The sequence below is a fragment of the Asticcacaulis solisilvae genome (assembly GCF_017875235.1).
In the GTDB taxonomy this organism is placed as follows: domain Bacteria; phylum Pseudomonadota; class Alphaproteobacteria; order Caulobacterales; family Caulobacteraceae; genus Asticcacaulis; species Asticcacaulis solisilvae_A.
This window is the reverse complement of the sequence record NZ_JAGGMI010000003.1, coordinates 401,501-426,614: the sequence shown is the minus strand read 5'-3', so window position 1 is coordinate 426,614 and position 25,114 is coordinate 401,501. Positions and strand designations below refer to the sequence as shown.

General features: G+C 60.1%; 21 protein-coding genes. 10 read left to right on the top strand and 11 right to left on the bottom strand.

What is annotated here, in order from left to right:
* Nucleotides 1-62: 62 nt before the first annotated feature.
* The 9 genes from J2X24_RS08385 to J2X24_RS08345 all read left to right on the top strand — a co-directional run bounded on the left by J2X24_RS08385 (nt 63) and on the right by J2X24_RS08345 (nt 10,518).
* Complete coding sequence (locus J2X24_RS08385; RefSeq protein ID WP_209719417.1) at nt 63-1,049, top strand: hypothetical protein; 987 nt, start codon at nt 63-65, stop codon at nt 1,047-1,049.
* A gap of 178 nt (nt 1,050-1,227) precedes the next feature.
* Nucleotides 1,228-1,476, top strand: a complete 249-nt coding sequence (locus J2X24_RS08380; RefSeq protein WP_209719413.1) for a hypothetical protein — start codon at nt 1,228-1,230, stop codon at nt 1,474-1,476.
* 33 nt (nt 1,477-1,509) lie between these two features.
* Complete coding sequence (locus J2X24_RS08375) at nt 1,510-3,021, top strand: hypothetical protein (RefSeq protein ID WP_209719410.1); 1,512 nt, start codon at nt 1,510-1,512, stop codon at nt 3,019-3,021.
* Nucleotides 3,018-5,357 (top strand): phospholipase D-like domain-containing protein, encoded by a 2,340-nt coding sequence (locus J2X24_RS08370; protein WP_209719407.1) that lies wholly within the window; start codon nt 3,018-3,020, stop codon nt 5,355-5,357. The genes J2X24_RS08375 and J2X24_RS08370 overlap by 4 nt, the downstream gene beginning before the upstream one ends.
* A 178-nt stretch (nt 5,358-5,535) precedes the next feature.
* Complete coding sequence (gene ku / locus J2X24_RS08365; RefSeq protein ID WP_209719404.1) at nt 5,536-6,393, top strand: non-homologous end joining protein Ku; 858 nt, start codon at nt 5,536-5,538, stop codon at nt 6,391-6,393.
* A gap of 2 nt (nt 6,394-6,395) precedes the next feature.
* Nucleotides 6,396-8,393, top strand: coding sequence for a DNA ligase D (gene ligD / locus J2X24_RS08360; protein ID WP_209719401.1), 1,998 nt, complete (start codon nt 6,396-6,398; stop codon nt 8,391-8,393).
* A gap of 37 nt (nt 8,394-8,430) precedes the next feature.
* Nucleotides 8,431-9,207, top strand: a complete 777-nt coding sequence (gene xth / locus J2X24_RS08355) for an exodeoxyribonuclease III (protein ID WP_209719398.1) — start codon at nt 8,431-8,433, stop codon at nt 9,205-9,207.
* Nucleotides 9,200-9,691 (top strand): DUF4385 domain-containing protein, encoded by a 492-nt coding sequence (locus J2X24_RS08350; protein WP_209719395.1) that lies wholly within the window; start codon nt 9,200-9,202, stop codon nt 9,689-9,691. Before xth ends, J2X24_RS08350 begins: the two co-directional genes overlap by 8 nt.
* Before the next feature lie 107 nt (nt 9,692-9,798).
* Entirely contained in the window at nt 9,799-10,518 is a 720-nt protein-coding gene (locus J2X24_RS08345; protein WP_209719392.1) for an SOS response-associated peptidase, read from the top strand.
* On the opposite strand, the gene J2X24_RS08340 is transcribed toward J2X24_RS08345, so the two are convergent.
* The 8 genes from J2X24_RS08340 to J2X24_RS22740 all read right to left on the bottom strand — a co-directional run bounded on the left by J2X24_RS08340 (nt 10,515) and on the right by J2X24_RS22740 (nt 20,280).
* Nucleotides 10,515-11,147, bottom strand: a complete 633-nt coding sequence (locus J2X24_RS08340) for an SOS response-associated peptidase (RefSeq protein ID WP_209719390.1) — start codon at nt 11,145-11,147, stop codon at nt 10,515-10,517. The two genes, J2X24_RS08345 and J2X24_RS08340, sit on opposite strands and share 4 nt — an antisense overlap.
* A gap of 34 nt (nt 11,148-11,181) precedes the next feature.
* The gene (locus J2X24_RS08335) at nt 11,182-11,991 is read right to left on the bottom strand and encodes a hypothetical protein (protein ID WP_209719387.1); all 810 of its coding nucleotides are present in this window, start codon (nt 11,989-11,991) and stop codon (nt 11,182-11,184) included.
* A 69-nt stretch (nt 11,992-12,060) separates the two neighbouring features.
* A complete protein-coding gene (locus J2X24_RS08330) occupies nt 12,061-13,041 on the bottom strand; it encodes a DUF1173 family protein (RefSeq protein WP_209719385.1) in 981 nt (326 codons plus the stop codon).
* Nucleotides 13,038-13,328: a DUF1173 family protein gene (locus J2X24_RS22745; RefSeq protein WP_209719381.1), complete on the bottom strand. Its 291-nt coding sequence runs from the start codon at nt 13,326-13,328 to the stop codon at nt 13,038-13,040. The genes J2X24_RS08330 and J2X24_RS22745 overlap by 4 nt, the downstream gene beginning before the upstream one ends.
* Nucleotides 13,329-13,364: 36 nt before the next feature.
* Complete coding sequence (gene mobF, locus J2X24_RS08320) at nt 13,365-16,655, bottom strand: MobF family relaxase (RefSeq protein WP_209719378.1); 3,291 nt, start codon at nt 16,653-16,655, stop codon at nt 13,365-13,367.
* A 2-nt stretch (nt 16,656-16,657) separates the two neighbouring features.
* Nucleotides 16,658-19,165, bottom strand: a complete 2,508-nt coding sequence (locus J2X24_RS08315) for a type IV secretion system DNA-binding domain-containing protein (protein ID WP_209719375.1) — start codon at nt 19,163-19,165, stop codon at nt 16,658-16,660.
* A gap of 58 nt (nt 19,166-19,223) precedes the next feature.
* Nucleotides 19,224-19,643: a toxin-antitoxin system HicB family antitoxin gene (locus J2X24_RS08310; RefSeq protein WP_209719371.1), complete on the bottom strand. Its 420-nt coding sequence runs from the start codon at nt 19,641-19,643 to the stop codon at nt 19,224-19,226.
* Between the two features lie 511 nt (nt 19,644-20,154).
* Nucleotides 20,155-20,280 carry a hypothetical protein gene (locus J2X24_RS22740; RefSeq protein ID WP_281064933.1) on the bottom strand — a complete coding sequence of 42 codons (126 nt, stop codon included), beginning with the start codon at nt 20,278-20,280 and terminating at the stop codon, nt 20,155-20,157.
* 275 nt (nt 20,281-20,555) lie between these two features.
* On the opposite strand from J2X24_RS22740, the gene J2X24_RS08305 reads away from it, so the two are divergent.
* Nucleotides 20,556-21,851, top strand: coding sequence for a hypothetical protein (locus tag J2X24_RS08305; RefSeq protein WP_209719368.1), 1,296 nt, complete (start codon nt 20,556-20,558; stop codon nt 21,849-21,851).
* Nucleotides 21,852-21,870: 19 nt separating this feature from the next.
* Here J2X24_RS08305 and J2X24_RS08300 read toward each other — a convergent pair whose 3' ends face one another.
* The 3 genes from J2X24_RS08300 to J2X24_RS08290 all read right to left on the bottom strand — a co-directional run bounded on the left by J2X24_RS08300 (nt 21,871) and on the right by J2X24_RS08290 (nt 24,993).
* Nucleotides 21,871-22,179, bottom strand: coding sequence for a helix-turn-helix domain-containing protein (locus J2X24_RS08300; protein ID WP_209719365.1), 309 nt, complete (start codon nt 22,177-22,179; stop codon nt 21,871-21,873).
* A 475-nt stretch (nt 22,180-22,654) separates the two neighbouring features.
* Nucleotides 22,655-24,601 (bottom strand): hypothetical protein, encoded by a 1,947-nt coding sequence (locus J2X24_RS08295; RefSeq protein ID WP_209719361.1) that lies wholly within the window; start codon nt 24,599-24,601, stop codon nt 22,655-22,657.
* Nucleotides 24,602-24,687: 86 nt separating this feature from the next.
* Nucleotides 24,688-24,993 (bottom strand): hypothetical protein, encoded by a 306-nt coding sequence (locus J2X24_RS08290; RefSeq protein WP_209719358.1) that lies wholly within the window; start codon nt 24,991-24,993, stop codon nt 24,688-24,690.
* Nucleotides 24,994-25,114: the final 121 nt, after the last annotated feature.

Below are 25,114 nucleotides of genomic sequence, written 5' to 3'. Positions count from 1 at the left end.
GTTCGTCTGACACGCCTCTGGCGGTCTGGCCGGAGTATAGACCTCTTTTCGGTCGATGGTTTATGCGCGAGCTAATCTCTAAGGGAGACGAGGCCCCGGCTTGGCGCGACCGTCTTATTGGCGGAGACGACGACACGGTCCTCATCGATCATTATCCAGATCGGGACGCAGCTGTCGCCGCCGCCACGGCCTTGAATCCGATTTTGCGGAACGTTCTACTCCAGCAGCCCATGGACCCCGAATCTCGACGTGCGCTCGAACTCAAGCGAGACAAAGCGTTGCAGTCGAAGCAACGCCTGCAAGACGAGGAGACCTTGATGCTTGCGGAAGCGCTGCGCCGTCACAGCACGATGCCAAGGCCGGATGCAGCCTCCCTTCAGCTCGACCCCAAAGCCGAGCAGTACAGAGACGATCTGGCCACACAGCTAGCCGCAATGCCCTATCTAAGGGTCGCCCAGGTAGGTTGGAAAGACGGGCGTTGGCGGGAACACAAGCTACTTTTTCGCTCCGCAAAAAACACCTGGTCGGAACCGTATTACGCAAACAAACGAGCTGCCGTCATGAGCGAGCGTGCCAAGATTGCCAACGGTTTTGAGCTGGACGGCGGCGCAAATTGGGCGACGACCAAAGGCCGAATACGAAAAATCTTGTTACCTCGCGCAAACCAACTCCTGCAACTGGCCAGTGTTCAGCGCTTGCTGGCCGAAGCTTTTGCGCGCGGAGAACGCGTGCTTGTCTCAAACGGCATCGTCTTCTGGTATGAACCGGATGGTAGCATCGGTTGGCAGGTAAAGGAGGTTGCGAGTTCGGACGGCAAAGACGGTGAGAGCATATGGCGGGAGGGAACGATCCTTTCCACTAATCACGGCCGTCTCGTTATTCTGCCTTTCATAAAGGAGAACGGAGAGCGTGTTCGAGGCCATACAAAAAATGCTCCGGGTGACGGCAAGGCCTTTCCAAGACATCCGGACCACTACGTCGAAATCCCATTTTCAATGTACAGCGGAGACTTGATGATTGGACTATTTGGAGAGCTGCCGTACGAATAATGCCCCCCCGCAGACCTAAAGACTAGGTCGGCATTCTCGACGTCGACGCCCGGTGGACCGTAATTTTGCTCAACCGACCGGGAACGTCCACTGCGCTCTTTCCCAAGCAACGATAATCGCGAGGAACGTAGCCAAAGCCAAGACTTGGCGGTCCGAATATCCGTGATATGTTGGCGCCATGCCCGTCCTCGACTTTCAAAACATGCAGCAGATTCAAAGGCTGACAGACATCCTCGGCGAAGAGGAATGCAAGCGGCTGGGCTTTCTGTTTGAGGACGAGCGCGGTGTTGTCACGCTGTCGACCGCCGGCCTAGAATATCTCATTGATATTGAAGCCAGAGGCATTCGGACGATAGCTGAAGCCTATGCCGCAGGTTACCAATGTGCTGCCGAATTTCATTCGACCGCCAACGAGAACCACGCCTAAATTGTTGCCGGGGGGAGCTAAATGGATGGAGGCGTGGCCGCCGTACCTGAATGGACGGAACTTGGACAAGAAGGTGGACTTGACCCGCTCGGCATGCAGCGCCCGATCGAAGTGATCTATCAGGCCTTAATTCCTGGAATCAGCACCATCACGCTGCGCCTCAGGTACTACTCCTTTTTTTGCTGGATGCTCGAAGCCTACGCGTCAAAAATTGGGAACACCGATCCGCAGGAATTCCGGATATTCCATCGGCGCTGCGAACTTCTCTACGCATTGATAGCTGCTCGCGGGCCCTATGAGACTGGGGTTACGGGTATTGAATGGGCACAAAAGCAGGTTGCAAAAATCCAAGGGGCCGGCGATCCGAATGTTGAGATTGCCTTTGCGGATGGGGCACACCCAGACACCAGCGGCGACCGTTACCTGAAAAACAAGGCCGGAGCCTTTGGGGCAATTTATTCGACCCAAATGCAAGACATCGGACTTGTCCTATTGGGCACAACTGAAAACCCTGTGCCGGTTTGCACGGAGCGTGGTCTCGCTTTAGCCAAGGCCTTCGCGGAAATCCTGGGAGACGCCTCAGAGACCATTCTCGATGCGGTCGCCAGCGGCAAGGTGTCCATGGCGACACTAGATGCGTTGGGGCGCCTCAAGCCCGGCGCCTTAAATCCAGAGGGCGCGGAATGCCGGCTGCTGATCCAGCTTTTGCTAGGTCTCTCTCCAGACGGTTCAGGCGCCGACTTGCGCCGCCGCGACACAATGAAAATGCTGCTGCAGCTGACCGCAAGCAGAGGCGCGAAGCCGCGAGCCGACGACGCGAAATGGACATGGCTCGAAGCGGAAGCCGAACCCGGAAACGAGGGTCGCGTCCAGAGCCTCTGGACCCTGTATCAGCTATCCGATCTCCTGAGGTTGGCGTACGAGTACATAATGGATGCAGGGCTCAAGCTCCTGGCAATAGAACCGTCCAGGCATTTGTCGCTGGGAGCCCTTGTCACACAACTCGTCCAGTCCGCGTCTTTGCCGAACGACCTAAGCTGGTCTCAATTCTGCATGGATGGAAGTGCGGAGAAGCCTGTACGCCAACTCTATGCCGGCATGGTCCAGGCGAAAGCGGATGGCAATTTGGGCGACCAGGTCTCATCCGCTTTTGCGCTGATAGCGAAGCTCGTCAGGCGAGCCACAGATCTCCAAACCTTGATCGACGACGTGCTGCCGGCGGCGGATTACTTTCAATCCCTGCGTAGCGAACTGAAATTCCTCGCTGCACATTCGCAAGCATCGGCCGAAGCCGTGGGGACCCTCATCATCCGCGACCGGGTTATCAAACGACACCTCTGGGTCGCCTCGCGGAAATTCAGGAACCAAAGAGCCTATACCTACCTGATGGAACCGGCTGACGGGCTCCTTCGATACCGGGACGACATCACCCTCTCTCCCAGCAGCCCGCGATTGGACCAGGCCTTAAATTTCCTGTCGGATGCAAAGCTCATCGACGAACGAGGGCTCACCGCCTTTGGACAGAGGGAGTTGGCGCCGTCGTGAAATATTATGACGCCTTCGGCCAGAGCGGATTCCATTCTGCATTTCTAACCACATTCGCTTTCGGATCATTGGCGTTCGAGGACATTCCGTTGCCGCGCTTGAGGGGCGCCGGATGCCGGAATATCCTCGTCCTTGCCGATCGCGTCATGGCCAATCAAGCCTCTTCGGAATTCGGCCCCCCTCGCTTTGCTGGCAGCTCCTATCACCTCATTCCGGTCGACGCGCCCCAGGCATTCCATCCCAAAATCGCGATGCTGGTCGGCAAAAGCAAAGGCCGATTAATGGTCGGCTCCGCCAACCTGACGGCTCTCGGCCTGGCAGGTAACAAGGAGCTGGTCACCACAATCGAATGGGGTGAGGACGAGCCGGAGACCGCGGGGCTGTTCGCCGCCGCCTTGGACTATATTCGCAGCTATGCCCCCGCGAATTTCCCCGGCTTTGAAATGGCCATCGACAGGCTGTTAAAAAACACGCCTTGGCTGCGGCAAGCGGTGATTTCGTCAGAGCGCCATGAGAGCGCCGAGCTGAGCCTGCTTATGGATGAGCCCGACAGGACAATCGTCGACCAAATTGAAACCCTGATTGCATCCGACGAGATCGAGCGACTGACCGTCGTGTCGCCCTACTGGGACGCAGGACTGGAAGGGCTAGTCCGGCTTCGCGGCGCCATGGCTAACCCGCCTATCCATATTCTCTCCACCGCCGGCCAACCTTTTCCGATCGAGGCCTTGGACCGTGTCGCAGGAACAAAACTCTTCGATCTGAAAGCCTTCAAGGGCGGGAAATTTCTCGGCACGCGCTTCCTGCATGCCAAGCTGATCATCGCCCAAGGCAAATCATGGGATCATGTGATTTCGGGCAGCATGAACTGTACGTTTGCCGCTCTCCTTGGGCGAAGGGCCGCCAGTGGAAATGCTGAGGCCGGAATTTACCGGCGGCTTCCGGCGGGTACGGCGTTTGAGATCCTCGGCCTCGCGGGTTACGAAGACTTCCCACTGGTGCCGGCTGACATGGCCCCCCTCTCGAATGCTCTGTCCATCGATATATCGTCTTCGACCGCTCTCGATGGTGGGCGATTGGTCATTCTCGACCGCGTCCTGACATGGAGACCGCCGGTCGGGCCGGACTATCTCGAAGCAAAGATCGCGTTGTACGACCGTGACGACGCGCTCTTGTTTCGGCAGGAGGATCAGCCCTCTGCATCAACCGGTCCCTGGGTGGTTGAACCGGAGAGCGCCCGCCCTCGGTACGGCCTCGTCCAATTTCCCAACGGTGCCGTTTCAGCACCGGTTTCGGTGATCGATCTGGATACGCTGGAGGCCTCGACATTGCCGTCCCAAGGCGGTCGCAAGGGTAAACTGATAGACGCCTTGCAGACCGCTGAAGATGCCGACCTCAGTCTTCTCGAAATCCTGAATGAGCTGGAGCAACTCGACCTATCGGACCAAGCGGAAGAAGCAGCGGATCTAACCCGGCTCCGAGTTGTCTCAGGCGACCAGGCGGCCGGTCCGCAATCACGGGTGCTGCCTTACGACGAATTTGTGCGCGCCAGGACGGAGGCTCGCCTCGCCGGCGTGATCGAGAGCCCTTACTTGGGATCGCTGGGACGCGCAGGGTCGTACCTTGCCGACTGCTTGAACCAATTGATCAATCTGGTCGGCGAGGATCTGGACGCGGCCGAGGAAGCAGAGCTTGCGCGTCAAACCCTGGCCAACATCGAGACCACGGAACCCACTGACCAAGATGCCGAGGTCCTCCCTGACCAGCCGCCGGACGTTCCACGAACGCCGAAACAAGAGGCCCGGAAAAATCAGGGTCTTTTGACGGCAAAGAAAATCCAGGACGCCGTGACGGCCTTCGAAAAGCGGTGCCGTTCACGTACGGTCGAGACAATCTCGACGTCTGAGACCGTTCGCGCCAGGCTACTGCTTCAAGTCATCCTCGACCACGCGCAACCCATCGGCGGCGCCGCTCGGGAACGAGAGGTCCTTCCGGCATATATTCGCGAAGGCCATGATTGGCCACGCTTGCTGGGACGGACTATTGCCGCTTTGTCGAGGCTGAATGTCGTCCGCAATTTGCACGTCGAACCCGTCGAGTCGGAGCAGCGGCGTGTCATTGAATGCCTGGCCACGGCCGACTGGGCCGCGAAAGCGGCGCTCGTCGCGGTCAACGGCAACCAGGAAGCCGGCCGGTTGCAGGCCCTGTTGGCCCCGGTCGCCAGCAACCAACGACAACAATGTGATGTTGTACTTTCGGCGAGCCCCGGCGACCTTGGGTATTTTGAGGAGATTCAGAACAAACTCCGCAGCAGATATACTCGACTAGGCGTTTGATCGTGTTGGGGTGATCGGCTCGTGCGGCCCATAAAGCCCAATGAAGCTATACAACATAAGGGCGGGAATTTGATTTCGCAGGTTTCCGCGCAGGTTTAGTCCTTTCCGGACTGAAAACTTACTGCCGGTTTGCTAGCCGTTTGAGTCGGTATTCACCTCGCAAAATTCGAGGCTAGTTATGGCAGTACGTCCTTATTGGAGCGGCACCATTCGCGTGTCGCTCGTTTCATTGACCGTCGACATGTTCACGGCGATCGACGCCAAGGGCAAGATCGCCTTCCACCAGATTTACAAGCCCACCGGCGAGCGGGTCCGACAAAAGCTCGTAGCCGGCGACGTCGAAGTTGACCGCGCCGATATCGTGAAAGGCTATGAGGTCGACAAGGGCGAATACGTCCTGTTCGATCCCGACGAGATCAAGGACTTGAAGATCCCGTCCAGCAAGACAATGGAACTCGTGCGCTTCGTCCCTTACGACGCGGTCGACGCCGTATATTTCGACACCCCCTACTATCTAGCACCATCAGGCAAGGGCGACCTGGCCACATTCGCGGTTATCCGCGATGCCATGCGTGAGGCCAAGGTGATGGGGCTGGGCCAGATCGTTATCTCCGGCAGCGAGCGCTTGTGCGCCGTGAAACCGTGTGGGCCTGGCCTGCTTCTTGAGACCCTGCACTATGCCGACGAGATCAAGAAAAGCGGCTACGTTTTCGGTGACATCAAGGAAGCGAAGGTCGATGCCGACGAAAAAGATCTGGCGACCCAGTTGATCAAGCGCAAAATTGGCGAGTTCGTCCCGGAAGAGTTCCACGACCGCTATACCGACGCGCTGAAGGAATTGGTCGATTCCCGTATCGAAAACCGCGAACCCGTCATTCCTGAGGAGCGCCCGACAGCCAAGGTCGTCAACTTGATGGACGCGCTACGCGCCAGCTTGAAGGAACCGGCCGCCGCCAATGACAGCCCGGATAAGTCCAAGCCTAAGTCAACCGCTAAAGCAAAGCCAAAAGCCGCGACTGCAAGAAAGGCCGGCTGACCATGGACGACCTCACCTACCGGCCTCGTTCGGCAAAACCCTCGCCGGCGAAGACCGCCAAGGCAAACCTGCAGTTCCGAGATCTTGAACTGGCTACACTGGCCGATGCCGTGCCTGAAGGGCCGGACTGGGTGCACGAGGTCAAGTTCGATGGCTACCGCACCCTAACCGTCATCGATGGCGGGCAGGTCACCATGTATTCAAGGTCCGGCCTCGACTGGACGTCGAAGTATCGCGATATCGCCCGGCGCCTGAAAGCGTTCAAGGTCGACAATGCCATTCTCGACGGTGAGATCGTCGCTCTCAATGAACACGGCGCGTCGAGCTTTTCACGGCTCAAGGCTGAACTGACGGCCGGCCGTAGCGACGAACTGCAATATTACGTCTTCGATCTCCTCGTTCTGAACGGCGAGGACGTTTCCCGGCAAACCCTGCTGCAGCGTAAAGCCAAGCTGGAGGCTCTCTTCTCAGGCGTCGATTTCGGCAACCACGTCATCTACAGCGAACACTTCCAAGAAAACGCCAACTTCCTGCCGCACCTGTGCAGCCTCGACATGGAAGGCATCATCTCGAAGCGCGTGGACTCACCCTATTCCGGCAAACGCGGTAAGGCCTGGCTGAAGGTCAAATGCCATAAGCGCCAGGAATTTGTCGTCGTTGGATTTACCGAGTCCAGCCACGTTGGTCGAGGTTTTCGATCTTTGCTGTTGGGCTATTACGACGGCCCGACGTTAAAGTTTGCCGGCAAGGTCGGCACAGGCTTCAATGACGACACCCTCCGGGAAATTCGTAAGAAGCTTGACCAGATTAAGGTGATCCCGAAGCCCTTCAGCAAGCTGCCGCCCGATGTCGGTAAAGGTACGTGGATCGAGCCGAAGCTCGTCTGCGAAGTCGAATTTACCGAGTGGACGCCGGAAGGGCGGCTGCGTCATCCGTCGTTCCAAGGTCTTCGTGAAGACAAGCCGGCGAAGGCGATAGCCCGCGACACGGCGTTGCCCGTCGCGACAGCCGTCAGGGCCGCAGCGGCCGAGGTAACTACCGAGCCCGCAAAACCTGCAAAAGCTCGGCACCCGGCTGCACCGCTCAAAAGTTCCGATCGGATCGATGTTTCAGGCATCGGCATATCGCATCCGAACCGCGTCGTGTTCCCAGCACTCGGTGTCACCAAACTCGAACTGGCCCGCTATTACGCGAGCGTCGCCGAGCGCATCCTGCCGCATGTCGCCCACCGGCCATTGTCGCTCGTGCGCGTGCCGGAGAATGTCGACGGCCAGCAATTCTTCCAGCGCCACCTGCCGGAACGCGGCGGCCTGCACAACGTCAAGGCCGTCGACGTGCCTGTGAAGGACCGGACCGAAGAATATATGCAGATCGAGGACCGACTTGGCCTTCTGTCTCTGGTCCAATGGGGCGGTATCGAATTCCATCCCTGGGGCAGTCGGGCTGACCGGCCTACTCTCCCCGACCGCATGATCTTTGATCTCGATCCCGATCCGGAAGCGCCGTGGGAAAGCGTCACCGACGGTGCGGCGGAAATCCGCGATCGTATGACGGAGCTTGGCCTGGAAAGCTTTCTGAAAACGACCGGCGGAAAAGGTCTTCACGTCGTGGTGCCGATTGAGCGCAAATATGGTTGGCCGGCAATCAAGGCCTTTACCAAGGCGATCGCGGAGTCGATGGCGCAGGACAGCCCAATGCGCTTCATCGCCAATATGAGCAAGGCCAAGCGCAAGGGCCGGATCTTCGTGGACTATCTGCGTAACGATCTGACGTCGACCGCTGCGTCGGCGTTTTCTGTGCGAGCCCGTTCCGGCGCCGGCGTTTCTACTCCCCTCTTCTGGAAAGAACTCAGCCCGAAGCTGAGGCCGAGCGACTATAATATCGAGACGATCGTCAAGAGGCTGGACAAACAGAAAGCCGATCCTTGGGCGGACTATTTTGAAGTCAGGCAGCAGATCAGACCCGAAATCCTCAAAGCGCTAAAGATCGATCCGAAGTGAACGAACGTACTTCCCTTAGCTTCACGCTTGGATTCCAATGAAAATCGCCACCTACAACATCAACGGGATCCATTCGCATTTTGCCGTCCTCCTTCGCTGGCTCGAAGAGACGCAGCCTGACGTGGTGTGCCTGCAAGAGCTTAAGGCGACCGACGACAAATTTCCCCGGAAGGAATTGGAGAAGGCTGGCTATGGCGCCATCTGGCTTGGTCAAAAAAGCTGGAACGGCGTTGCGATCCTAAGCCGCGACGGTGAACCGCACGAAACCCGCCGAGGTTTGCCGGGTGATGAGAACGACAGTCAGAGCCGTTATATCGAGGCTGCCGTCAACGGGGTTCTCGTCGGATGTCTTTACCTGCCCAACGGAAATCCGATACCCGGCCCGAAATTTGACTACAAGCTGGCCTGGTTTGCGCGGTTGCAGGCGCATGCTGAAGAGCTGCTTGCAGCGGATATACCGGTCGTTTTGGCCGGCGACTACAACGTCATTCCAACCGACCTGGACGCCTTGAACCCCAAGAGCTGGGTTCGCGACGCTCTTTTCCAGCCAGAAAGCAAGGCAGCCTATGCGAACCTGGTTGCGCAAGGCTGGACAGATAGCCTGCGTCACCTGCATCCCGACGCGCAGATTTTCACCTACTGGGACTATTTCCGGAATCGCTGGGAACGCAATTCCGGCCTGCGGATCGACCACCTTTTGTGCAGCCCGGTGCTGGCTCCGCGACTGCGCCAGGCGGGCGTGGATCGGGAGGTCCGCGGCTGGGAGAAGACATCGGACCATGCGCCAACCTGGATCGAGATCAGCGATGCCTGACTCGACGCAGAAGCCCTCCTATCTGGACTTCGACAAGGCCAGCTATGCCTGGAAGCCGGACATTGACTATCGTAAGCATCCCGAGGCTTATCAGGTCGGCAAAGGGGAACAGGGCGTCTTGATTGTCGAGCCTTATAAGAGCGAGCTGGTGCCACTCTGGCGTTTCAAGACGCCGGATATAGCTGAAGCCTCCAGTACTGCGATCTTCGAACGCTTCGAGACCTATCTGAAAGATGGGGACTTCGTGGGCGCCGACATGGCGCGAAAGTTTCTGCAGATGGGATATACGCGTGCCCGGCGCTACGCCAATTACAAGGGCGGAAAGAAGTATGATGCCGAGCACGGCCATGCCGCCCTTGATCGCGGTACGGGCGATCCCGTGAAAGCGGAGAGCGCCAGAATTTTTTACGACAAGTGGCGAGCCGCCGAAGCCAATTCCGGCTATGCCGATCAAAAGAAGGCGTGGAAGAAGCGCTTTGGCTAAGGTTTGGGAACGTGCGGCACCCTTGAGCGCCAAATGCACGGTTCATTTGACCCGACCCTTGAATTACTTGATGATAGGCGCTTCAGACCACGCTTACAGGCGACGCCATGTGCAATCTCTATTCCATGACGTCGAACAAAGAAGCGATCCGTGAGTTTGCCAGGTATTTGCGCGTCGCCGTCAACGCGGACAATCTCGGCAGTCATCCTGACGTATTTCCAAACGAATATGCACCAATCGTCCGCAATACCCTCGATGGCCGCGAACTCGCCCTGTCGCGATGGGGGATGCCGAAGAGTGCGAAGGCGCTCGAAGGGAAAAACTACGACAATGGGGTCACGAATGTCCGGGAAACGGATTCTTGGCATTGGCGGCAATGGCTGGACGTCGAAAACCGCTGCGTCGTACCGGTAACTTCGTTTTGCGAGCCTGATCAGGCCAGCGGATCGAAGGAAAATATATGGTTCGCCTTGACCGAAGACCGGCCACTCTTTTTCTTTGCCGGCATATGGCTTCCCAGTTGGACGAGCGTGCGGAAAGTGTCCGAAGGTGAATCGACCGACGATCTCTATGCCTTTCTGACAACGGAGGCGAATAAGGATGTCGGTACCTTCCATCCAAAGGCCATGCCGGTGATCCTGCGCACGCCGGCGTCCATAGACTACTGGCTCTCCGCCGATGTCGATGACGCACTCGACCTGCAGAGACCTTTGGCGAATGGCACTTTACAGGTGGTCGCACGAGGCCAGAAATTCGACCCTCCATGGGCTGAACCGCGCCATCCGGCCTTTGCGCCTACGCCAAAACCCCAGCTCGATCTGTTCTAAGCAACCAGTTTGTAGTCGAAGGCATTGTCCGCCCAAGGCTCGGCCAGACCGATATCGTCCTCCCCGTCGAGCCAGGCGGAAAACTGCTCGGGCTCGATCACGACCGGTTCGCGGTCATGTATCTTTAACATGCGCGGCCCGGGCGCCCGCGTCAGCATGGCGACCGACAGGACAAGGCCCGCCGGCGTTTTGATGGCGCTGTAGATGCCTGCCACGCCCATCGGCCTGTCATCGGCGCGGGTGATGTTCAGCTTCACCGTCTTGTCCGTCCGGCCAAATAAGTCGGAACCCGCTTTGACCTTTTGTTGGAAGTGCGCCATCGGAAACAGGCAGCGCCGTTTCTTGAGCCACGCCTCCCGGTAGGCAGGCTTTTCATGTACGGTTTCAAGCCGGGCGTGGAAGGTGTTGCCGTCGTAAAGTTCCGGCGCCAAGACATGGCTAGGCGGGATCAATCCCCACCGCATCTCCTTCAATACGTGTTCGCCGGCCTGATTTCGGGCATACACTTGGACGGTTCTCGCCGCCAACATCTCCGTCTCTTGTAATTTCAGATTTCGAAACGGCGGCGGAACCGCCAGATAGCCGGAAAAGACCTCATGTTCTTTGGGGCCGCCATAACGTCCACACATACGCTCACTCTACTCAGCTACTGGAACAACTGCTTTATCTAGAACCGCATTGCACTGTCGTATCGGCCAACGCCTCTGAACAATGCGCTGGCTGTGTTACGCGCACCAGCTCCTGGGCTGCATCGTAGGGCGGCATAATCCCTTCGACCGCCAGGGATACCGCATTCTTGATCCGTTGCAGAACCGTGTCGGTGATCGGGAGCCCCTTCTCGACCAGGCCGAGGCAGACATCCTCGACCGCTTCGTCTTCCATGACTTCGCCGCGGCCGATCTTGCGCATCAGCTCAAGGTAGCGCGGTTCCATGACGAATGGCTGGCCACCCGGCAGGGTGACGTAGAGCACGCACATATCGTCGTTGAAGCCACAGAAGGCCGTATACGCATTCCAGTCGCAATCCCGCTCGCCCACCGTCATGGGAATGCCCCGGAAAAGGAACAGGTCGATGGACGCTATGTCTGACGTCAGACCGCTGCCGGCGCACAGCTCAACAAGATCCGCATGGCAGATTTCGAGGGCCAGCTTTTCAGTGATGTAGGTTCGGGCAAGTTCGCCAATCTTTTCGACCCGCGCCACAAGGTCATTCGCCAGGTCGATACCGATACCGCGCTTGGCACGGTTCGACTGCTCGATGACTTCCGCCCTGCGCAGGACGATCGTTGCCGGTTCCAGCAGATCGAACGGCAGAACGTCTTTCCTCGGCTCCAGCTGCTCAACGACAAACCTGGCCACGTATGGGTAGTCGAAGACAAGCAGGGACTGCCCGACGGACGGACAGACTTCGCGCTCGATTTCGGCGCGGATATCGCCGTCGACGCTTTTCACCCTGAACCGAAGTGGCTGCATGATACTCTCCACGGAAACACGTTCTATATGTGTTCTCGATTACCGCAGGAGTCAATACGGACCTTTCGCTTAAGAGGCGGCGGCTACCGTCCGTCGACCGACGGTCGGAATTCCGTCGATCACTGAGCTGGGTATCGGATCGTCAGCCAGGCGCCACAGGACTGGAAGGGTGGCCGCGCTCTGCAGCAATTCTTCTCGCGCTTTGATCAGCGTTTCGGTCTCGTCCGGCCGGACCACGTAGAAGGCGGTCGGCTTTTCGGGGCTGTCGGTAAAGAGAACGGCCGCGAGCGCCCTGCCCGGCCCCATGTTGTATTTCAGGGGCTTGACGAAGGCGCGGCCGGTCGCGACCGAATAGTCGACGATCACGGCCTCGGTTTCGTCGCAGACCGGAATCCATTCGGCCGTCGTCGCCATGAGCGTCAGGTCTTCGATCGTTACGATTCCGCTGGGTTTGACCGATAGGGTGCCGAAAGCAAGTAGGTGGCCGTGCCCTTCGGTCCTGGAGAACATCTCAAGCTCCGTCTCGAAGCGGCGGCGGATCGTGCCGTAAAGCTCCTCGGACATGTAGAGCGGATCGTCGGGAACGTTTTTCGCAATCACCTTGTAGCCGTAGGTCGACGGCGCGATTTCCTTGACCTCAACCAGGAACATCATCAATTCCCGGGCGGCCTTGTGGCTGGCGACGGTTTGCAGCAAGGCCCGGCGGCGCAAGCGGATTTCGTCCTTGGCCTCTACTTTGAACGGTTCGGGAATGAAGAGTCGCCGGTTCAGCCGCATTCCCTTGGCGGTCATGCGCGCCGCCGCGCCCAGCAGCCGGCTACGGATGACCCACCAGTTACGCTTACCTTTCATCCCGGGCTTCCAGTGCGTCAACTCGGCCTGGTCCCATAGATAATGAAGAATGGCGCGGAAGCCGGCGCGGGAAGACGAAACCTTCCCATCCTGGACGTCCTCGGTCGTGTCTTCAGGGTGAGCCTCGGCCGGCGCCGCGCTATTCCTTGGTTGTTTCTTCAGAGGGAAGCCCAGCCGCAACTCGACGTCGCCGGTCAACGCTCTTCCCGGATGGCTGAGCCCATCAACCGCCCGAGACCGGAAGCTTCGAGCGGCGGCTCGTAACGGTCGCAATCGACGGCATGCTCATGGCCGCTCCCCGGCCACCGCTTGAGCACGAACTGGTCGGCCAGGCGCGCAATATACATGCGCGAGCGGACGTCTGTGCATAGGCAGAGCGCAGGCTGGCCCTTGAAGTCAGTGTAGTGTCGGCGAAGCAGGTCCTGCATCGCCGCCTCATCCAAGTTCGGCGGCTGACATTCGCCGCAAATCATATATCCAGGCATTTTGCCTCTCTTTCCGTTCTGAGTTTGATATGGGGGTTACATGCCGCGTTCGGGTTGCGGCCGCTCCATGGCCTTGACCTTGTCGCCAATGTCCTTGCTGCCGTCGGTGCTGTAGCGGTTGCCCGGCTCGTCCTTCGCGGCACCGATGGGGAGATCCAGGGCCTTGCCGGCCTTCGGCCGGCCTCCGAACAGGTTGTCGAGACCGATAAGGTTGATGCCATCGTGCTCGGTGACCTTCCGCATAAGGTCGCGGAAGCTGTCGGTCACAAGGTCGAAATCGGATTTGGCGCGGGACGCCATTATGTAGGCGCGGGCATGGTTGACGAAATCGCCCTGCCCTATGGATTTCAAGACCGCTATGACGCGGTCGAACGACTTGCCCTGCGCCTTGTCGGCCGTCACCGCGTAAGCATATGTCATGAATTCGAGCTGCGGATCGTTTCGCGGCACTGACAGATCTTCACCGCCATCCTTGTTGCGCAGGCGGACCTGGTCCTTGTCCCAACCCCTGATGACGAACTCGTCGTTCGTCCGGATGCCCCGCTCCTTGTCCGTCCGGTTGAACAAGACTTTGTCGCCGGTGGCGAACTCGGTTTCGGTCCGCCAATAGACGCCGAACGGCAGGTCGCGCCCCTTTTGATGCTGGGCGAGGTCCAGCTTAGCCCCATTTCCGTCGCGGGTCGTGCCGAGGATCAGATTGCGCTTATGGTTCAGCGCGTCGATCTCCAGGGATTCGCCCGCCTTGAACCGTCCCACGTCGCCGAAGAAGAACAGGACCTCACCCTTTTCGTAGAGGCGGCTGACCATCTTCTCGTGATTGGAAAGGCCGGCGTCTCGAAAGGTGGGTTGGGTGAAGGCGTCGCGCGCGACAACACTGGCGGCGACCAGGTCCGCACGAATGAGCCCGTTCATCCGGCCGCGCATGGCGTTTGTGTCAACGACGACCTTGGCCTGCCCCTCACTGTCGCGCCACAGTTCGTGCGCCTTGGCCGCCAGCGCGTCATCGCCGGCGCCGCGCCCGGTTTCGTGGATGAACGGTTCCAGCCGTCGCATGGCTTCGGCGGACTTGCCCTCGGCGAAGGCGATGACGGCTTCCTTCAGGGTCGGGTTTTCGTTCTGCCGCATGATCGTCGTCAGGTCGGCCCGGGCCATGGCCGGATTGTGGTCCATGCCCATCTTGAAGGGTGCGCCTGCCTGCAGGGCCGCGATCTGGCGGACGTCGCCCGACAGGATAACCTTGTCGATCTTCAGGTCGGACTGCATCTGGAAGAGCGTTTCCAATTGACGGTTTCCAAGCATCGACGCCTCGTCGACGATAAGGGTCGAGCCCTTCAGATCCTGGCGAAGGGTGCGCATGTAGCCGGGCGCCTCGTCGCGCGCGAACGCATAGCGCGACAGCATGGCCGAAAGCGTGTCGGACTCGATGTTCTTGTCGGCAAGTTCTTTTACGGCGGCATGGGTTGGCGCCGCGCCCTTCAGCCCCTGCGCCCTCGCCTCGCCAAACGCATCCGCCCTTGCCTGGTCCTGGAAGAGCATGGTCACCTTGGCTCCAGCGCCGAGCCAGGACTGCGCGCTGGTCATGGCCTGCACGGCGGCGAGCGTTGCTTCCATCGTCTCGAAGGCCGTCGTCTTGCCGGTGCCAGCAAAGCCCTGGATCGCCACCACACCGTCGTTGGAGGAGAGCGATGTCTGCACCGCGCCGAGCTGATCCGGCGTGAGCGCGACCGTCATGCCGCGGGCCCGCAGCGCGTCCGGGCGCAAGGCTTCGGCTACGAGGTCCGGCGCCAGGCCATGCGCCCTGCCTTGGCGGTTTTCTATATGGCGGTTGATCCCGCGCTCCCGATCAACAATGTCGTCGGTCGTCACGCCGGCGAGCACCGTCTTATCGGCGCGTTGGAAGTCATCCCGGTCGAAGAAGCCGGTGTCGATATATTCATCCAGGCGCAGTCGATTGCCGTTGGCGACCAGAGCGCGATAGAGCATATCGTGCTGCGTCGCCACGGTCGTGGTGTGGAAGGCAGCCTCCTTGCCGTAATTGAGCGCGTCGAGCGGCTTTGCGAAGGCGGCCGACGTGCCGCGGAAGAAATCCTTCACCGCATCGATCATGTCCAGAAACGGCGGCGGGCTGGCAAATGACCTGTCCCTGCCCGTCTCGCGCGCCAGGGCTCCGCGCGCGACATCGCCGGCGCTGAATGCCGCGTCGTCGTTGATCGCGCTCCACCCGGCGCGCAGTTCCTCGAGCGACCTGTCTGATTTGGCGGGCCTGTCCTTCAGGACGGCGGCCTCGTCTTCGGCCTTGGAGAGCGAGCGCCCCTTCGCCGCTTCCATTTCGTTGCGATTGGCCTCGATCTGCGCGTGGCGCCTGGAATGCGCCAGGATCGCGTCGGCAGGAACCTCTGACAGCTCGAATGTATTGAGCGTGTCGCCGTCGCGGACGTCATGGCCGAGTTCGCGCGCGAGGTTGCGAAGCTCGGCCTGGTATACCCCGCCGGCCAGCTTCATATGCTTGAAGATGTGTTCGCTTTCCAGCGCACGCCAGGTTCCGTCCTCGTCTCGAACAGCGTTCATCACGAGGACGTGGTCGTGAAGGTTCGGATCGCCGGCGCGCGACGTCATGTGGGTGGTGCGCGCCATCAACAGATTGCCGGCGATCTCTTCGCGGCGTTCGCCATGTCCCTCCCGTATCCGATAGACCGAAAAGTGCTTTTCGACATAGCCGAGCGCCACGTCGACCGCCTGACGATGCGCATCTTGAAGGCGTTCGTCGCCTTCAACGTCCAGCGCGACGATTGATACGGACTTCGGCGCGCTGAATGTCAGGTCCCATCCCGCCACATGCTTGTCGCTGCTTTGCACCGCCAGCGCGATACGTTCGTCGAGCGACAGCGTACTCCACCCGCCTTTGCCTTCCGCGTCGCGCGCCTGGGCTTCTTCGTTGGCCGGATCGCTACCGGTCCCAGCTTCGATCTCTGGAGTACCGGACGCTTCGGCACCTTTCTCGTCGGCCGCCTTTCGGAGCGCGCCTTCGCGTTTGCTGATCGCTTCGCCGTCTGCGTCGGGATTGATGCCGTAAAGAACCGCGCGCAGCTCGCTTTCATCCACCTCGCCCTCAAGGCCAAGATATTCTGCACCCTCACCTGCCCAATAGAGCCTGGTCTGGCCGTCGTCTTCTGGGAGCATGTAATAGTCGATGAGGACGCCATCGGGGTCGACAATCGTGATCGTGTCGACAGCGCCGGGCTCGCCAGGGCCCAGCGACAGATGGTCTTCGCGCGTGTAGTACGCGGCGGCAGCGCCCGGAGAGCCTATACGAGACACGCTCAGCATCGTCAGATCTCACCGAGGCCCGGACCGTTGACGAGGTCGTTGAGCGCGTCGAGGATGTCGCCTGGATCGGCCGGCTTCAGTATGGCGGCCGCGTCCTTGGCATCCTGCGGTGTCAAGGCGGTTACGCTGCCCTCTTCTACCAGCGCCTGGTGGGGTGCCGAGCGCACCGCATCGGTTTCCAACGGCGCTAGGTCCGCCAGGTCGTGATGCGTCGCCTCTTTGTCCAGGGCGTGCTGACCGTCGCCGGTCGCCGACAAGGGTTGCGCACCAGGCGCCATCAAGCCGCCAAGCGCTTCATCGCGCGCGGCGACCGATTGAAGATAATGGATCTCGATGGGATTGCGCCGGTTGTGCGAAACGAACGACGGTGCGAGCGACGGGCGCATCACATAGGGATAGGTGACCAGCGACACGGGGAAGGACGTGCCCTGCTGTCCAGGGCTGAACATGACATAGCCCGTACGGGTCGCGAGGCGCTGAATCTGTTCCGGCATGGCGATCGGCTCGACCGTATCTTTCGGCGACAGGCCGACGCCGTCGCGGATGTTGTTCGCGCCGTACGAAGTCGTCTCCTCGATCCGGCGCACCTCGCGCTTGCCGATGAGGTCGCTCATGAACTCGCCGGTGCGCGGATCGTTGCACGCCAGGATGAGCTTGTTGCGCAGCTGCCCGACGATGGATCGCGCCTTCGGCTCGCCATAGATCTCCTCGATCTGGCTGACCTGCTGCATGCCGATCACCATGCACCCTCCGAACTTGCGCAGGCGCGCCGGGCTGTCCGCCAGGCTGTCCATCTTGCCGAGCGAGGTGAACTCGTCGAGCACGATCCAGGTCGTCTTCTTCGATTGGTCAGGGTCGCGCGACAGGAGCGCGGTGATGGTAAGCGACGAGAGGTGCGCGAGGATCGGCTTGATCGTTGTGGCCAGGTCTTCGGGCGCGCTCAGAAAGAGGAATCCCTTCTGGTTCGGATCGTTGATCCACTGGCGTATGGAGAAGTTCTCTTTGGTGCCGAGCAGATGGCTCAGACGTTCCGCGCCGGTGATCAGAACGCTGCGCAAGCTGTCCGACCGTGGCCCCGCCTTTTCGCCCAGGGTGTTCGCCGCCGGCGTATCCTTCAGGTGCGCATAGAGGCGATCATGCGGCCCCACCAGGAGGTTCAGCAATTCGTTGATGGTTGGGTTACGGCCGTGACGTGCCCGCATCGTCGTGCCGAGCAACCAGCCCGCGTAGGAATAGATCGAGCGGGTCGCGATGGTCCAATAGGGATCGCCCGTCTTTGGGTCAGGATACAGATCAGCCGCGCTCGACTGCCAGTGCGTCAGGTCGCTCAGGTCCATATAGGGCGACCAGTCCACGCTGCGCGCATCGAACGGGTTGAAGATGAGGTCGATGCCTTCGCGATAATGCGCGCGGATGAACTCGCCCTCGGGATCGTAGATGATCGCACTGTCGCCGCGCGCCTTGATCGTGTCGATCAGCCCGTGGATTGCGACGGACTTGCCTGAGCCCGTGCCGCCGACGATCAGGGTGTGCTCATACTCCGCCTTTACGGGGTACGGTATGCGAGCGAGCGCGGGTCGAACAAAGCCGCGCGGGGTGGTGCAGAACGGCAGTCCCTTGCCGGCCGCCTCCTGTTTCACGACGGCCAACAGGTCGGTCTCGTGATCCGTCAGCCGCTCCTCTTCCCAACGCTCGTCGTCGATGAGGACATGCGGCGCGTCCGAGTTCGCGCGCAGCTCCGTCAGCAGGCGCCCGTAGCGGTCTCCATCGGCGACGCGGCTCTCCGCGTCCGGGACGCCGCCGCGCTGTGTCGTCGTCGCCATCCGGGCGCCGGTGATCATGCGGGCGACACCGTCTAAAAAACGCCGGAGCTTCATGTAGGCGCCGTGGAGGCTGTCCGCACGGGTCGCCGCCCTGGGCAGACCGAGCGCCGTCAAGGTGTCATGATTGACCTCACGCGCCTTTGCCAGATTGTATCGCCGGATGAGCGCGACAAGAACATGGAGCGGGACGATCTGCTGTCCCCGAATGTCGTGGCTTTCGAGCTTCTGGATGCCGGACCGGATGAAGGCATAGGACAGCCAGGCCACCATGCAGACCGAACCGAAGAGCCACAGCCAGACGCCTTTCCACATGTAGGCGAAGTAGCGATCGACCGAGAGCTTGATGAAAGGGATCGTGTCGTACGTCGCCGCTGTGACGACGTGCCTGATGCCTTCACCGTCTGGAACGCTCAAGGTCTGCGGAAAGGGCGATCCGAAGGTACGGTAGATCCACGCGACGACGTGTAGGCCGGCATATATCTGATCGTCGTCTGGCGCCGCGTTGCTTGCGATGCCCCAGCACAACGCGGCCCACAACAGCAGCATCCACCGCAGCTTCCCCCACAGCTCCATGATCATGTCGTAGGTATGTGCGAGCGTTTGACCGCCGCGAAGCCACGCGCTGCCCGCGCTGTTTTCAGGGCGCTTCTTCTGCGCCGTCACGCCAATGTCCATCACCGATTTCACCTATAATTTCAACCTGTTGAGAGGCTAAAAGTATAACATAAAATCAATGACTTAGCACCTATTCAGCCTTGATTTTCCAGCGGCTCTGAGCATATCGTTCGAAGACCGAAAAAAGGTCAGAAACGAATGCGTCGTCGTCACCATTTGTGCGCGCGAGGATCGCGTCGGGAATGTCGGGATTGGCGCCGAAGAGTCGGTTCGCCTGTTCACCGATTGCGCGCGTGACGTCCTTGCGGGTGTCACCTGGCAGGAGACGCGACGCGATCATGTTGAGCATGGCATTGGCCATGAAGCTTTGCTTCGCCGCCATCTGAAGATGATACGCGCTGGTGTCGTCCGCTTCACGCTCCAGTATCTCCGCGATGTACTGGTTGAGCGGCAGACCGCGCGCGTCCGCTTTACGGCGGATGCTCTCCAGGGTGCGCGGATCGATGCGCAGCTGGAACCGGGCATTGCGATTGTAGTCCTTGTTCGGCATGGCCGGCGTCTCCTATAGGCGTCAGATGTGACGCCTAGTTACAATCTTTAGGTCATTGTTATCGCTGAGAAAAGCAAAATCGGCGCACGGCAGGCACTTTCTAGGCGTCTATTTTGACGCCTATAGTTTGGGGTGCATTTTCCTAATTAATTCAATTACCTATCTGCGCCGCCGGCTGGGCGTAAGGTGTGCATAAAAACACGGTCATTTCTGATCGATCGGTTGTTGTCCATCGTCGGTCCCGGGAATGTCCTGGCCTGCCGCAATGGTCCTGCCGCCATCCAGTTTGACCGGGCAAATCTAGGTCTGTGCCTCGCGCCCTTTCGGGTCCGAAAGGGCTCCCCTGTTGGGGCGTCTCCCCTCGGGCCGGCGCCGTTCCATCACCCTGGCTCCAGCCATTGTGCAGAGCCCGATCGCACCTCTAGGCGCCGGCCTACAGGTTACCAGATCGGGAGCGAGGCAAAGTAAAAAGGCGCCGCCCGTTTGAACCGGGCAGCGCCGACAATGATATTCAGTCCTGGTCTTGCTCTCGCTCGGCTGCCCACTTGGCTTCCAAGGCCTCGACCAGGTCGAAGAGTTCCTCGAACCTCGGATCGAGTTCGTAGGGCAGAGCGACTGTGTGATGTTCCGTATACATGATGATGATCTCCTCGGATGCGTCATTGACGCGCGCCGCGGATCAGATCGGGCCCCGGCGTGTCACCGAGATGAAGGGCCTTTGGCCCGAAGGCGAGGGAAACGGCTTGCCCGTTGACACGCAGGGTGATCTGGTACGCTCGGCGGTCAATGAGGCTGAAGAGACTGTGGCGAGCGACCAGCTCGCCACTCCATCTTGGACTGGTATTGTCGGTTGACTGTGATGTCAGCCGGGTAGACCATCGCGAAAGCCGCTCTACAGCCGACCAGGGGAACATGGACACTTTCGACAGGCATCCGGACTGCGATCTCCGCGTCGAGCAATTCTTCGGTGAGCTGCCGACCGAAGACCGGAATATGGAGCACGCCTGGCTAAGCTACATAGGCGTCAAGCGCGACGGCATATGGAATCTTCTGCGTGCCCGGCTGGACTTCAATCCGCTTCCAGCCCGCGCGCCGTTACCGATGGTCGATCTCGACTCTGTGCGTGCAGGACGTTTCAATCTCGGCAAGACGAAGACGACGCCTGCAGACCTGATCGAACAACTCCACAGCGGCGAAATCGCGCTCGAAGGTCACGCCTACCGGTTTCTAAAAGGCGGCGGGCCGCAGCATGTACCGGACCTAACGCGCGACGTTTACCAGGGCGAGATGAATAGGCCCGTCGTGAACCGACTCCAGTTTTTCGGGCAGCAGAATAACGACATCTGGGACTACTCCGCGGCTCAACTCGACTTGAAGGGGTTGCCCGACTTCCACAGCTCGCTGGAGGATCTCGTCACGCGATATGGGTTACGATCGGAGTTCGGTTCAGCAGGATTTTGGTTTTACGCCCTGCCCAAGGCCCAGCTGGTCCGCTTCCGCGACCATCTGAGCGTGGCGACGATCGAGGTTTGCGTCAGGCCTGGCTACGACCATTCCCTCGTCACCCTCGCCGTCTCGGAGAAGGGGCATGGGAGGCCACGGCCTGCCGTCACGATACCAAATTCGGAACTTGATCTGCGATCCGATGGAAATAAGCTGCGGCTCGTCGCCACGGTTCCGATGGCGGATCTAGTCGACCCAGAAGTGATCGTGATGTACGACCGCAAGGTCCAGCACATCGCCAGACCCGTGTTCAGGACCACGAACTTTCCCATGTATCTCTCCGCCGATCCGACTCTCGACTATGTTCGCGAGGGCACCTTTGGCGACCCAGACGATGGCGACCGCGATGCGCAGACCGGGAAGAAGTCTGGTGCTTCCTCGTCAGTGGCGCGGCACCGCAAGCCTATTCTGCGCTCGGTATCCAATCGTCTTCACAGCCATTCGAGGAATAAATGCGCGTTCGACGGCTGCGGCCAGGACATTTATGAGGGCAAGACCGCCATGGCCAATATCTGCCACATCCGCTCCCCCACCGCGCGCGGCCCGAGGTTCGACCCCAACCAGACCGACGAGGAATGCCGCGCCTATGAGAACCTCATTCTGCTCTGCCGCAACCATCACGGCCTCGTCGATTCGGATGTTGATACCTATCCGCCCGAGCGACTTTACCAAATGAAGGCGGCCCACGAGTCGAAGCCGGCCTGACAACCTGGTCTGCCTTTGATCAAGGCACCGTCCTGGGTACGAGGGGATGATCCGCCCAAAGCTTGGCCGCGTCCGCCGCCGGGACGTAGCGATCGAACACGAACCGAACGGCGACGCGCAACACCTTGGACACCTCGAAAAGGACCGAAGCCGGAATGCGTTCGCTGCCCGACTCGTATCTTTCGTAAACGTCCGCAGCGAGACCCAGCGCCACCGCGACGGACTCGATCGACATGCCCAGCATCGTCCGGCGGCCACGCAGGCGCGCGCCGATATGCCGGTCCACGTCGCCCGCCTCGCGCTTGATGGGTGAGTCCCCGAAAGGCATAGCCGTGATCCCCGGAGAGGCCGGTCTGCGGTACGCCCCCGCATTGAGCCTCCTCTGATCCTGGTGATCGGGGAGTTAGAAAACCGGCAGTGCACGGTCCCTGTGACCTTTAGCCGAGGCCTGTTGCATACGCCACAGGCTCCCCGACCGCATAGTCAAAGGAGGATCGTGTCGGAATGGCCGACATCAACCAGCACTACTTGGGTTTTCTACGACCCGGGCCGCGCGTACGGCTTGCGACAAGTCATAATGGAAAGGCAATATCGATGCACGACATTTCGCCCGGCGAGAGGACCTCAAGCCTACACGCGTCCCGGCCGGCCGTCGTTCGGGCAAAGGAGGTGCCCCAGCGCGATAGGGATCGAGGCGCGCAGCGCGAAGACCTGCGAAGCGGGGCTGACTTGCGAAGAGCCCGGCCCCGAAGGGGATCGCCCTCGCCTTCCCTCTGCGACGGTGCCCGGTCACGCCAAAAAACCTATCGTCGCCGCGCTGACTTTCCCAGGCTCGACAGCTTCGAGACCGTCCGCCACAACTCGTCGAAACTGGCCTGATCCACGCAATTCTCGATCGGACGGCCGCCATAGCCTGGATGGGTGCTGGTGAGGAAAAGCCGCGCTTGCTGTGGCTCCATCAATCCGTCGCAGCGTTGCAGAAGCTGGGCCTTCAGGACCTCGACCTTGCGTTTCCGCTCCGCCTCCTCGAAGCGTCGTCGCGCCTCGTCCTCCAGTGTCTCCAGCTCCTGGTCCAAAGCATTCAGCACCCGCTGGTAGACACCTTCGTCAGCGCGAACGGCCTCCAGGGCGGGCAACCCGTTGATGCGCCGGTCTCCGATCAGGGCCGCGATATCGTAGCCGGGATGACGGGTCTTCAGCGTATCCATCAATCGCTGTTGCCTGGCGAGGCCGACTTCAATTTCCCTTTGGATACGCGCCTGCTCCGCCTGTTCCGCTTTGAATGCCTCGGCCGCCAGGATGTCCGGGATGCGCCTCTCAACGGGCAGGTTGAACAGGTCATCGACGATACGGCCGCGACGTGTCAGCATCTTGTGGACGCGTTCGATGCCCGTCTTCAGGTCGCAATAGGATTCGTTGTCCTGGACCTGGGGAAACCCATGCGCCTCGATGATGCAGTCTTCGTCGATAACCTCTCGCGGTGTCAGGCCCAACTCGCACGGAACGTCGAGCCAGGCTTCATAATCGAAGCCGCGCTTCTCGCCCTCGGGCACCAGGTCAAGAATATCGTGAACCAGTCCCGAGATTTTGGCCTGACGCCCCTCGCGCAGACTGATTTGCTTTCGTTCCTGGCCGATCCGTTGCCGGAGCCGCTCACTCAAGGCCCATCGATTTTGGAAGGTCGTTGCGAACCGGAGGTCGACGAGCCTCTCCATGTAAGCGCGGACCACATCCCAGGACGATTTGAACTCCGGCACCTGTGCGAACACCTCGTCGCGGATCTCCTTGGGCGGCCATTCCGGGAAGTTTCGATCGACCAGGGCCTTCACCCAGCCGAAGATGGTCTTGAACTGAATGCCGCCACCAAAGGCGCCGGCACCTTCGCGCACCAGACCCTCGACAATGCGCTTCTGCCAGCCGACCCGGTCCGGAAAGCAGGTATCGCCTGGCACCTCAAGGCCGATACCCCTGCCAAGTTCAAGGGCCTTCAGAGAGCTGGTATCGGTGAACCTGACCTCGATGTCGGCCCGGTCTTCAACGGACGCGTAGAAACGCTTCAGCCTGTCAACGTGAAGTGCCACCCGCTGGTCGTGCTTTGCCTTCCGCTCAGCTGCAATCCGGTCGGCCTTGTCCTCGGCATACCTGTTGTTGAGCCAGCTTCGCCGGGCCTTTGTGACGACGATCTCGCGCAGGCTCTCCATGTCCCAGATGTCGCGGTAGGGACCAAGATTGACCTCGACGCAGCTCAGGTCACCGACCTTCATCATGTCGATCTTCGTCTGGTCGCACCAATGGGTCACTACCAGTTCGACCAGCAGAGGCCGCCCGTCGACATAGAGTATGACGTCGGGGACCAGGCGCCCTGTCCGCTTCTCCAGCTCCGCCCGGTCGAATTTCATCATCCGCTCGCCGATGATCTCCTCGCGCTTCAGGCCGATCCCACGGGTATAGGGCGGGAGACGAAATTCCAGTGCCTCTGCCAAGGCGTCTTTCGCAAGCATGTGCAGGCCGGTCTCGAAGCCGGTCTTGCAGTCCGTCCGGTTGTGATGCTTGAAATGGTAGGCGAGCTTCTGGCCTTTGTGCGCCACCAGACGGTCGCCGCATAACGGGTTCGGACAGACGCAGTTGCAGGCCAGGCCGCTCTCGACGTCGTTGATAGACACGAGCTTACCCTCGCGCAGTCCGAACACCAGACCGCCGCGCTCATGGACCGCTATGAGAGGTTGCCGTTTATCGCCGTCAGACGCCATTCCCTGCCCCGTGCCAAATGAGGCTACACCAAGCCGAGGCAGGGCGGGATCAATTGGGCGTTACGCGACGCATCGGCAACACCTCGTCAGACCGGGCTATATACGCGACCATTCAGGCTGATCCTGACATCGCCGCGCCGGATCAATTGCCTGACGTCGGCCAGGAAACGCGCCAGTAGATGCGGCTTGCCGATCTCAAAGCAGTGGGCCCGTCCGAGCTTGGCTTTTGCGTCGGTCATGCCCCTGGTCGCCTGAAAGCCCGCCGCACGCGACGCAATTGTGCGCATGCCGCCGTTGAGCACTTCCGCGCGCCTTGGCTTCAGGATGCGAACGCGCACCAGCACTTTGTGGAAGGTGCGGCGAACGCGACGGGTGATGTTCAGTTTCTTCATTTGACACTCCTTTTCTGGTCCGCAGGAAAAGAAAGGAGACGGGAGCTTCAGGGGACCGACATGCCGAATATCCCGCCCCACGCACGCGTTGCGTGGAACTGAACAGCGGCAATCCGTTGGT